This window comes from Anabaenopsis arnoldii (assembly GCF_028331025.1).
Taxonomy (GTDB): Bacteria; Cyanobacteriota; Cyanobacteriia; order Cyanobacteriales; family Nostocaceae; genus Anabaenopsis; species Anabaenopsis arnoldii.
Genome location: NZ_JAQMUH010000195.1, coordinates 1 through 9,696 on the forward strand (window position 1 = coordinate 1; position 9,696 = coordinate 9,696).

Consider the following 9,696-nt stretch of genomic DNA (forward strand, 5'->3'; position numbering starts at 1 on the left):
AGGAAGATTTTATACGGACAATGGTCTTTTAATGGGCTATTTTTCTTACTAAGAATACAGACTTTGTACTGTTTTTCTCCGGTGGTCACCTTGTCCACCTTGTCCACCAAGTCTTGTCCTTGTAAGGGGAGGGGACTGGATTTTATTATTTCGCTGTGTTCGCCAATCCTTCCCAATCCTTCCCAATCCTTCGGTGTGTTCCCTGTTCGGTGTGTTCCCTGTTCCCTCAAACTAAAAAAATTTGTACCTCACGAGTATGGGAAATGATATATACCTAGTTTCGCAACAATCAAATAGGAGACTTATATGTTAAATTACAATACATTACATTGTTTACCTTCTTCAGCAGAATTACCAGATTCAGACGATACCCCAGTGGATAACGAACTACAAATTTTAATTCCCAATTTATTATTAGCGATCCTAGTCAATATTTGGCAAAAGCGAGATGATTGGTTTTTTGGGATTAATATGGGAATTTATTATACAGGAAGTAAACCTGCCATAGTCCCAGATGCCTTTTTAAGTTTGGGAGTGGAACGCTTTGTTGGTGAAAATGGACGTTCTAGTTATGTACTTTGGGAAGAAGATGGTATTCCTCCAATTTTAGCCTTAGAAATTGTTTCTCAAACCTACAATTACGAATATGAGCAAAAGAAATTAGACTATGCAGAATTAGGCATTTTATATTATGTTATTTATGCCCCTACACGCTTACGTCGCAAACGTCAACGTTTAGAAGTTTATCGCTTATTTAATGGTGAATACATCCTTCAACCAGGGGATAAAATTTGGATGTCAGAAGTAGGTTTAGGTATTGGGAAGGAACAGGGAAATTATCAAGGTAGAACGAGGGAATGGTTATATTGGTATGACGAAAATGGTAATAGATATTCTACCCAAGAGGAAGAATTGCAAGCTCTTTTAGCTAGGTTACAAGCAAGGGGAATTGACCCAAATACCTAACGGGGCGACAAAATAAGCTACAATACAGACTTCATAAGCCGCAGTTATCTTGGTCTGATTGACTTGTTACATTGTTTACACTGTCTTGTTTTCAGCCTCCTTTGTCACCCCATCAGCGGTTGGGGTGAAGTTCCCAGTTAATAAGGGTCAGAATCAAACCGACCCCGTTTTACACTCCTGAGATAGTAACCTCTGGTGGGGAGATTTCTTAAGTTGAAGGTATCACCATAGGGAACCCGCCAGATTTTATAGTCGTAATATGTTAGAGGTGTGCGGGGTTTGCATATTTCTGGGGGATGGTCTCCTAAAACGAAATATGCAGCGCCTCTACCCATGACTTTAGCCATACCAAATTTATCGACAGTCACAGATGTTTCTTCGCTAATGGCTATCCCTAAAACGCTCTTCGATACGCCATCTTGGATTTGACGGGCGATAAAAGCCATAATGCGCCCCATTCTTTTGCGTCTGTCAAAATGGGTATCAACGATGGTCCCCGTTAAATGACTCCACGGGAAAAAGTTGTAAGTAAAGGTGATGTCTCGGTAGGGGTCTTCGAGAGCTTCTCTGGTTTCAATACCTTCTTGGGAGGAAGCGCAAGCATCATAGACATAATCACTTTGAATCATCGCCCCGGCGCTGGTGCCGCCAATGCCGCCGCCTTTGGCATAAACTGATTTAATGGTAGCTTCTAATTTGGTATTTTTCCAGTTACGGATATACTCACATTGGTCGCCACCTGCAAAGAAAATTACGTCCGCATTTTTGACTTTTTCGATAATTTCGGATTTATTCGCATCCTGTCGGTTACTAATTACCAGAGTCTCTACATATTTGACTCCCTGCATATTATAAATTAAGCGATTGTAATCATCACTACCGGAAGTGCGAAGTACGACAACATTAACTTTGGTGGAGTAGCTAGTTGATCCCCGGACTTGATGAATCATCCACTGAATGGCTTCTTCTACATCTGGACCGCCTCCACCTAAAATATGCACAGGCCCTGCTAAGGGTGTGACTGAGGGGGGACGTAAATCTAAAGTTTTTTCTGGTGGGATGTCGGGGTTTAGGAATGCTATGAGGGCGGTTCCCATCTTCCTCAACATGGTTCTGATAGTCCTGAACCACTTTGCTATGCTTGGGAATACCTTGGTCATACTAAGCTGCTGGTGCAAACCACAATTATTGCTAACTCTCGCACCAAAAAGGGGGAAATTTCCAGCGTATAGGGGTTGTAATGTTTTTTTACGCGGTATAACCAGGGGTAATCTTTATTTCTCGGCGTTATTCTCGCATAATCACTGTGTAGATAGTTGGTTTTAAAGCCAGACAACTTGCGATCGCTCTTGGATGACGCGCTGATAAACTGTTTGTGTTTGCTGGGCTAATTTTGTCCAGTTAAACCGCTGGGCTAAATCCCTGTAAGCATTATCAATCAACCATTGGCGATAACCGGGATGTTCTAGAACCTCTAAAATTCCCCAAGCCAAAGAGTCGGGATTATTTACTTGGGTGACAATCCCTGTTTGCGTATGTTTGACTACTTCCGGAAACCCACCAGTATCTGATACTACTACTGGCACGCGAGAAGCAAAACTTTCTAAGGCCACAATACCAAAGGGTTCATAAAGACTAGGAAAAACAGCACAATCGGCAATGGTTTGAAATTTATCCAAGTATTTATCAGAGAGAAAGCCGGTAAAATAACACTTATGCCAAATTCCCAACTCCCAGGCTTGATGCTGGAGATGGTCGGTATTTCCCCCACCAATAATTACGAATTTAACGTTACCACCCATTGACCACAACACCTTGGGCGCAGCATTAAGTAATACAGACACACCCTTCTCGTATGTCATGCGACCCACATAATAAACAATTTTTTCATGGTCGGCGGCAAATTGGCGGCGAAACTCTTGGGGATGAAAGCTTTCGTCGTGTTGTTTCTTTTCTGGTCGAATACCGTTATAAATGATATCTATTTTGTCTGCAGGACTGTATAAGGCTTGTTGTACCTCTCGCCGCATATAGTCTGTACAGACAATAATTCGCCAAGCGTTATAGGCTAGTAAATATTCTTTGTGATGAATATAACCTTGAATAGGCGTGTGAATACCGTTATGTCGCCCGTATTCAGTGGCGTGGATGGTAGCAATCAGGGGGATTTTAAAGTTATGCTTTAAAGCGATCGCCGCATCTCCTACCAACCAATCATGAGCGTGAATTAAATCAAACGGTCCTTCCTCCAGAATTAGTTTTCCAGCGTGATCTCCCATACTTTGGTTAAGATTACCTACCCAGTGGAAAAAATCGCGACTTTGTGCAACTGGTACCCGATGCACCTGTATACCTTCAACCAGCTCATACATCGATGCTTGAGCAAACTCTGCGGTAATCAGGTAAATTTCATGTCCTAACTTTACCAGTTCCGGATATAACTCCGCCACATGGCGGGAAATTCCCCCCACTAACCTCGGTGGAAATTCCCAACTTAGCGCCAGTATCTTCATTTATGAAACTCTCCAATAGCCTAATTTATCTACAAAGACCAACATAGTAATTGTAGTGAGTATATTTACTAATTTTTTGGATAGAGCCGATAAATCAAGATAACACAACCAGAGGAAGAGGAGAAAAGACTTTCTGATGTTTAGGATACTTTTAATTTCCACATTTCTTGACTTTGAGTGTAAATGAAACTGCTAAGTGACAGCTTTTGTGCAGATGGTATGATTCCCATGAAATTTTCTTGTGAAGGTCAAGGTATTTCTCCTTCACTTAAGTGGGAAGATGTCAGCATTCAAACCCGTAGCTTTGCCTTAATTGTGGATGACCCCGACGCTCCCAATCGCACATTTGTACATTGGGTTCTCTTTAACTTACCCCCCCAGACCCGGAACTTACCGGAGGGGATACCCACAGAACCCTTGCTAGCAGGGGGTGGGATCCAGGGTAAAAATGATACTGGACAATTGGGCTATACTCCCCCTTGTCCACCCAGTGGTACCCATCGTTATTTTTTCAAACTTTACGCCCTAGATGCGCCTTTAGTGCTAGATTTTGGCATCACCAAAGCAGAATTAGAAGCAGCGATGGCAAATCATATTTTGGCAACAGCCCAATTGATTGGACGTTATCAAAAGCAACATTAAAAGCTAATTACTACGTATAAATACTAAAAAAAAATAGAGACGTTCTCACAGAACGTCTCTACACAGGTTTTAATTGTGGAGCATATTGCAGGGTTTTCTTTAGCCCTGGTCTAAACGCAACACAGCCATAAAAGCCTCTTGGGGTACATCCACAGTTCCCACAGATTTCATCCGTTTTTTACCCTTTGCTTGCTTCTGTAAAAGTTTCTTCTTGCGGCTAATATCGCCACCATAGCACTTAGCTAACACATCTTTGCGTAAAGCGGGGATGTGTTCACTGGCTATGACTTTACTACCGATCGCTGCTTGAATTGGCACTTTAAATTGATGGCGGGGAATCAGTTCTTTGAGTTTTTCCGCCATTGACCGCCCCACACCATAGGCTTTATCTCGGTGTACAATCATCGCTAGGGAATCAACGGGGTCGCCGTTAATCATAATATCTAGCTTGACTAAGGGATTTTCCCGGTAGCCGATGAGATGATATTCCATACTGGCATAACCCCGCGATCGCGACTTCATTTGATCAAAAAAGTCAGTGACCACCTCCGCCAAAGGTAACTCGTATGTCAGGGTAGTACGTCCTTGGGCCAGATATTTCATATCCTTGAAAATACCCCGGCGATTTTGGGACAGTTCCATCAAGGTGCCGACGTAGCCTTCTGGCGTAATCATTTCTACTTGAACGTATGGCTCCTCTATTTTTTCCCGGTCGTTGGGAGCCGGTAAATGGCTGGGATTATCTATATACAGTTCTTCACCTTTGTTAGTGACTACACGGTAAACAACTGAAGGGGCTGTAATAATTAAATCCAGGTTATACTCCCGCTCTAAACGTTCCTGGACAATTTCCATGTGCAGTAACCCCAAAAACCCACAACGGAAGCCAAAACCCATGGCGCTAGAAGTTTCCGGTTCATATTGCAGAGCTGCATCATTGAGTCCCAGCTTTTCTAAAGCCTCCCGCAGGTCTTCAAACTGGTCAGCATCAATAGGGAACATCCCACAAAATACCATGGGTTTGGCTTCTGTGTAACCTGGTAATGCGGCTGGGGCTTTAGCTTTAGATAGGGTAACTGTGTCCCCCACTCGCGCATCAGCTACAGCTTTAATGGCGGCGGCAAAATAGCCTACTTCCCCAGCGTGGAGTTCTTCAACTTGCTTTTCATTGGGAGACAGTACACCTAACTCGTCAACGACATATTCTTTACCTGATGCCATCAAGTAAATGCGATCGCCTTTTTTAATGCTCCCATCCATCACCCGGAAATAAACAATTACCCCCCGGTAGCTATCGTAATAACTATCAAAAATCAATGCTCGTAAGGGTGCGTCTGTAGTGTCTTTTGCCGGTGGTATGCGCTCTACTACCGCTGCCAAAATTTCATTAATGCCGATTCCTTCTTTCGCCGAAGCCAGAATCGCACCACTACAATCTAAACCGATAATTTCTTCAATTTCGCTAATTACCCGCTCCGGTTCTGCTCCTGGTAAATCAATTTTGTTTAAAACCGGAATAATTTCTAAGTCATGTTCTAGAGCCAGATAGAGATTAGCCAAAGTTTGCGCCTCCACACCTTGAGACGCATCCACCACTAACAGCGCCCCTTCACAGGCTACAAGGCTCCGGGACACCTCATAAGAAAAATCCACATGACCCGGAGTATCAATTAAATTCAGGACATATTCCTGACCATCCTTAGCCTTGTAGTTCATCCGGGCAGCTTGCAGCTTAATGGTAATGCCGCGCTCCCGTTCAAGATCCATGTTGTCCAGGAACTGTTCCTTCATTTGGCGCTCATCCACAGTCCCAGTAGCTTGTAACAAGCGATCGGCGAGGGTAGATTTCCCGTGGTCAATGTGAGCAATAATACAAAAATTGCGAATGCGATCTGCGGGAACGTCAGTCATATACTATCTTTGCTGAAGCAGCAATCAAGGTTAAACAAGAAATTTACTTCATATATTTTAATCCTTTCTTAGCCAAGACGCTGTTGCCGGAGAGTGAAGAATATATATTAAAGTCTATTTAACCTGATGGGATTGACGAACCAGTACCCTACAATAAATATATATTCAGTAAATCATCTAGAAATCGTGGGGGGTTACACTAGCTAACTGCCTATAACTACTGATTTACACAGCACAAATTCTGGAGTTGTTGTTTAGGGAGTTGATCACATTTACCATTCAAAAGCAAATGCTGTTAATCTGGCGTTATTTTCGGTAACTATCTCACTATAAATGCAAATTGCTCCAATGGTAGATCATCAGCCCTCGACAAAGCTTGAGAGGTAAAAATCTCTGAGTATATAAACCTATGAATATGAAAGAGAAACCTACCGAAGGTGAGCATCAACGCACCAAGAAGGTAGAAGTCGCCGTCCACTTGGACTCGGAGTTAGTAGAACAAATTCAGCACTTAACCAATGACCCCAGTAAAGTCATTGAGGTAGCCATTCGTCAATGGTTGCGGGGTGAGGCCTCCAGGGATGATGAACTCACACGCAACCATCGGCGCGTACCCGTCCCCCCCCGGGGTGAGTGGAATGACTGAAAATAAACAAGGTGTAAATCAAACATGAAGAAAACGTAAAGTTTGTCACTATTGGTGCAAAAAAGGCCAAAATACCCAATGTAAGGATGCCAAAGCTGTAATAATTTACCCCCAATTGTTTCACCAGGGGCTTGGGCAAAACTGCTTTGAGGTGCCATTTGTCTATCCAACTCGATTAATGACTTTTACTGCTAACTCCCAATTGCCGGATTTATTTCCCCAGAATCTGGAAGGTTCCCCTAATCACACTGATGGCTGTATGCCAACTCTAAGTTCAGAGTTGGTATACACTCAAGATGGGACAGGACGCTACGTAACATTTTACTGTCAGCATAGCGAACTGTTGGGCTTAAACCCTAAGCAAATAGTTAATCAAAGTCATGAGGACAAGGTTTTTGTCCCAGTAGATAATGGCGCTTATTTGGAACGCTTACACCGGATTTTAAATACTTTGGTGCCGGAAAAGTTCCAATGCTGGTTTAGCTGCTGTCAAAAATTACTCGAGTTCGAGTTGGTAATTTCCCCTATGATCCCACCATTGGGAACTGCTGCTACCACAGTTTTAGTCATGGGAAGATTCTTACAAGTGGCTGGGAGGAAATCACCCGCTGAAGATTTAGCTGTAAATGTAGTGGGTCATCAAGTCCGCACACAACCATACCATAAGCTGGTAAATAAAATTACCAGAAATATCCGGCGGACATTGGATTTAGATGTGATTTGGCAACAAACAGTTGACAGTTTAGGCAAAACCCTAGGGCTAGAGCGTTGCATTATCTGTCCTTACCACCCCTCTAGTTCTAGAGTCCAGGTCATAGCCGAGTATCACCACCCAGAGCGAGCTTCGATGCTCGGACGGGAAATAGATGTAACTTCTGAGCCAGCTTTTGCTGAGGCCTTGGCCACCCTAAAACCTGTTGTCATGGAGATGTCCCGGTATAATCTGTGTCACCCGGACAAAATCTTAGTGGTGGCTACTTGCTATCAAGACCAAGCTAATGGACTAATTGCCATCACTATTAAAGATGAATTTCACCCCTTGACAGATGCAGAACTAGAATTAGCCAAAGAGTTTGCTGATCAGTTGGGAACTGCGATCGCCCATGCTACCCTATATAAAGAACTAGAAGCAGCCCGTCAAAAAGCCGAAGCAGCCTCCCGCCTCAAAAGCGAATTTCTCGCTAACGTTTCCCATGAAATCCGTACCCCCCTCAACGGTATGATTGGCTTTTTAAAGCTGATTTTGGAAGGCATGGCAGATGATCCTCAAGAACAACATCAGTTTATTTGTGAGGCTCATTATTTATCAATACATCTACTCCATATTATCAATGATATCTTAGATATAGCCAAAATTGAAGCCGGCAAAATGGAGCTTGCTTGCTCCGCGGTCAAACTCAATGATCTATTTCAAGATGTAGAAAATTTTGTGCGCCCCCAAGCAGAGTCAAGAAACTTGAGTTTCCAAATGCAGATGCTCCCTACTTCTGATGAGATTATTGTCCATGGTAATTACCAAAGGTTACTACAGGTCATGCTCAACTTGGTGAATAATGCCATCAAATTCACCCAAGAAGGGAGTATTAACGTCAGTGCTGATTTAGTCTTGAAAAAGGCGAAATTTCAAAATCAGGAATTTCCCGGAATGGTCAGGGTAAAAGTAGCTGATACAGGTATCGGTGTTTCCCTGGATAAACAAGATAAACTCTTTCAATTATTCTCCCAGGTAGATGGTTCACGTACTCGCCAGTACGGTGGTACAGGTTTGGGACTAGTCATATCCCAGAAACTCATAGAAGCCATGGGTGGCGAGGTACATTTTTACAGTCTGGGGGAAGGACTAGGTTCAACAGTCACATTTACAGTACCTCTCTATCAACAACCTGTTTTAGTTGCTGCTGATGTTAACATCTCCCCTTTCTGAAAAGATTATAAATGTTGTGGTATCCACCATCCAGCATCCAGGGGTTCAAAACCCCTGTCTAATAGCAGAAGTCGGATAAATCCGACTATATTTGGGCATAATTGTTAAGGTCGTTGAGAATATCCAGGGGTTGAAAACCCGGACTTCTAGCTAAGTTATCTTAGAGGATGTTTGATAAGTTTTATCAGGTGATTTTAGACACTTCTTGATCCCCCCTAACCCCCCTTCTCAAGGGGGGAACTAGAGTCAAAGTCCCCCTTCTCAAGGGGGATTTAGGGGTATCTAAAAATATTAGATACACCATGAGGGACTTTTCAAACATCCTCTTAGATTATCTGTGACCATTTGAGAAGTCGGCGATCTTAACCACCCCACAGATCCCCGACTTTTACCTAAAGATAATCAAATACATGAGATTCTAGTCAGATTTATCTGACTTTAGCTTTGAGACGGGGGTTTCTAACCCCAGGCTCCCCTGGGTGGCGATCTGCTTGCAGCAGCGCTTCGCTATCGCCCCACAGATACCGGAGTGCTGAAACTAAATTATACTAGATTATCTGTGCTCATGTGAGAAGTCGTCGATCTTGCAGCTACAGTGAGTTTAAAAGCCTAATTGCTCGTTTATAATCAGCGGTACGACCTTGAGTGAGGAATAATTCCGCTGCTCTTTGGAAGTTTTCCCTGGCTTTGTTGATGTCTCCTAGATTACGGTAAACAAGACCGCGATTACCGTAAGCATCAGCATCATTAGGATTAATCCCAATAGCTTGGTTGAAATCAGCCAATGCTAAATCCCATTTTTGCAGGTCAGCGTAAACAACACCGCGATTGTAGTAAGCTTGAGCATAATTAGGATTAATCCCAATAGCTTGGGTGTAATCAGCCACAGCTAAATCCCATTTTTGCTGGTTATCGTAAACAACACCGCGATTGATGTAAGCACCAGCATCATTAGGATTAATCCCAACAGCTTGGTTGAAATCAGCCAATGCTAAATCCCATTTTTGCAGGTCAGCGTAAACAACACCGCGATTGATGTAAGCACCAGCATCATTAGGATTAATCCCAACAGCTTGGTTGAAATCAGCCAATGC

The 9,696-nt window shown here is 43.1% G+C and carries 8 protein-coding genes; 4 read left to right on the forward strand and 4 right to left on the reverse strand.

Annotated elements, in window-relative coordinates; genetic code table 11:
• Positions 1-306: 306 nt before the first annotated feature.
• Positions 307-966 (forward strand): Uma2 family endonuclease, encoded by a 660-nt coding sequence (locus tag PN457_RS17995; RefSeq protein ID WP_271734969.1) that lies wholly within the window; start codon positions 307-309, stop codon positions 964-966.
• Positions 967-1,103: 137 nt separating this feature from the next.
• On the opposite strand, the gene PN457_RS18000 is transcribed toward PN457_RS17995, so the two are convergent.
• On the reverse strand, positions 1,104-2,075 hold the full coding sequence (locus tag PN457_RS18000) for a cyanophycinase (protein WP_417006620.1): 972 nt from the start codon (positions 2,073-2,075) through the stop codon (positions 1,104-1,106).
• A gap of 213 nt (positions 2,076-2,288) precedes the next feature.
• The gene (locus PN457_RS18005; protein ID WP_271734971.1) at positions 2,289-3,479 is read right to left on the reverse strand and encodes a glycosyltransferase family 4 protein; all 1,191 of its coding nucleotides are present in this window, start codon (positions 3,477-3,479) and stop codon (positions 2,289-2,291) included.
• Positions 3,480-3,662: 183 nt separating this feature from the next.
• On the opposite strand from PN457_RS18005, the gene PN457_RS18010 reads away from it, so the two are divergent.
• Complete coding sequence (locus PN457_RS18010; RefSeq protein ID WP_271734972.1) at positions 3,663-4,121, forward strand: YbhB/YbcL family Raf kinase inhibitor-like protein; 459 nt, start codon at positions 3,663-3,665, stop codon at positions 4,119-4,121.
• A 99-nt stretch (positions 4,122-4,220) separates the two neighbouring features.
• Here the strand turns inward: PN457_RS18010 and lepA are convergent, their stop codons facing one another.
• Complete coding sequence (lepA, locus tag PN457_RS18015; protein WP_271734974.1) at positions 4,221-6,032, reverse strand: translation elongation factor 4; 1,812 nt, start codon at positions 6,030-6,032, stop codon at positions 4,221-4,223.
• Positions 6,033-6,441: 409 nt separating this feature from the next.
• Here lepA and PN457_RS18020 point away from each other — a divergent pair, with 409 nt between their 5' ends.
• The gene (locus PN457_RS18020; protein WP_271734975.1) at positions 6,442-6,678 is read left to right on the forward strand and encodes a hypothetical protein; all 237 of its coding nucleotides are present in this window, start codon (positions 6,442-6,444) and stop codon (positions 6,676-6,678) included.
• A 178-nt stretch (positions 6,679-6,856) separates the two neighbouring features.
• Positions 6,857-8,602 carry an ATP-binding protein gene (locus PN457_RS18025; RefSeq protein ID WP_271734978.1) on the forward strand — a complete coding sequence of 582 codons (1,746 nt, stop codon included), beginning with the start codon at positions 6,857-6,859 and terminating at the stop codon, positions 8,600-8,602.
• A 590-nt stretch (positions 8,603-9,192) separates the two neighbouring features.
• Here the strand turns inward: PN457_RS18025 and PN457_RS18030 are convergent.
• Positions 9,193-9,696 (reverse strand): tetratricopeptide repeat protein (locus PN457_RS18030; protein ID WP_271734976.1); only part of this gene is annotated, 504 nt, incomplete at its 5' end.

Bases quoted from the DNA above. Each gene is read 5' to 3' on its own strand.
- lepA (WP_271734974.1), bottom strand. From the start codon at position 6,032: ATGACTGACGTTCCCGCAGATCGCATTCGCAATTTTTGTATTATTGCT.
- PN457_RS18010 (WP_271734972.1), top strand. From the start codon at position 3,663: ATGAAACTGCTAAGTGACAGCTTTTGTGCAGATGGTATGATTCCCATG.
- PN457_RS17995 (WP_271734969.1), top strand. From the start codon at position 307: ATGTTAAATTACAATACATTACATTGTTTACCTTCTTCAGCAGAATTA.
- PN457_RS18020 (WP_271734975.1), top strand. From the start codon at position 6,442: ATGAATATGAAAGAGAAACCTACCGAAGGTGAGCATCAACGCACCAAG.
- PN457_RS18000 (WP_417006620.1), bottom strand. From the start codon at position 2,075: ATGTTGAGGAAGATGGGAACCGCCCTCATAGCATTCCTAAACCCCGAC.
- PN457_RS18005 (WP_271734971.1), bottom strand. From the start codon at position 3,479: ATGAAGATACTGGCGCTAAGTTGGGAATTTCCACCGAGGTTAGTGGGG.
- PN457_RS18025 (WP_271734978.1), top strand. From the start codon at position 6,857: ATGACTTTTACTGCTAACTCCCAATTGCCGGATTTATTTCCCCAGAAT.